The organism is Acetobacter sp. UBA5411, from assembly GCF_002409645.1.
Lineage (GTDB): Bacteria > Pseudomonadota > Alphaproteobacteria > Acetobacterales > Acetobacteraceae > Acetobacter.
In genome coordinates this window covers 1,340-2,112 of record NZ_DHNR01000021.1, presented here as the reverse complement: position 1 = coordinate 2,112, position 773 = coordinate 1,340, and the positions used below count along the sequence as shown (strand labels likewise).

1 protein-coding gene is annotated in these 773 nt (G+C 54.5%); it reads right to left on the bottom strand.

What is annotated here, in order from left to right; translation table 11 throughout:
* A partial coding sequence (locus B3759_RS07025) for a type IV secretory system conjugative DNA transfer family protein (protein WP_291365019.1) occupies positions 1–707 on the bottom strand: 707 nt, incomplete at its 3' end.
* Between the last annotated feature and the right edge of the window lie 66 nt (positions 708–773).

Sequence of the window (773 nt, the reverse complement as noted above, 5' to 3'; positions counted from 1 at the left end):
GAGATCGCAACATATGTCCGATGTGCGGCCGCCTCGTACCATGCTCGCTTTCCCTCACGGCCCCATTGTTCTTCGAGTTGTCCGACCGACTGATAGAGCAATCTCAGGGTAATACCGTATTTGCGCCCGGCATCCCGTGCTGTTGCCATGATCCGCATAGGACCGAGACGTGCGACTTCGTCCAGAAGGAAGAGGACACGATTCCGAATATTGCCATCAGCTTCATAAACGGCATTCAGTAACGCCCCTATAATCGTGCGACCAATTTCGGGTGTGTTTTCCAAAGCCCGCAATGGCAACTGTACGAAAACATCCATCTTGCCATCGACCAGATCTGACGAGCGAAAACTGTCTCCGGACACCAGGTCCGCAAACGCAGGATTACTGAGCCAGGCTGTCTTGTCATCGGCATTGCCATACACCCCGGAAAACGTCTCATCGACCAGTCCCTTGAGCGCGCCGGCCGTCTGGCTCGCATAGGCGCACGGACTGCTCGCATGGATCGTGTTCGGCAGATTCCGCATTTCTTCTTGCGGCGTGCAGACCCCGCTTCTCAGCGTCCGCAAGGTCTTTTCCTCGGCTGGAAGGTCCGGATCAAACATCATGTGCGCCAATAAACACGTCACGAGATTGCGGCCCTGCCGGTCAAAAAACTCGTTATTGGCGTCTTTTTTGGCACCACTCTCCCGGCATATCCATGACACCACGTCCTGTATATTCGTGATTGCTTCGGGCGAACGAATGTCGATCCAGTCCAAGACATTAAAGCCAAC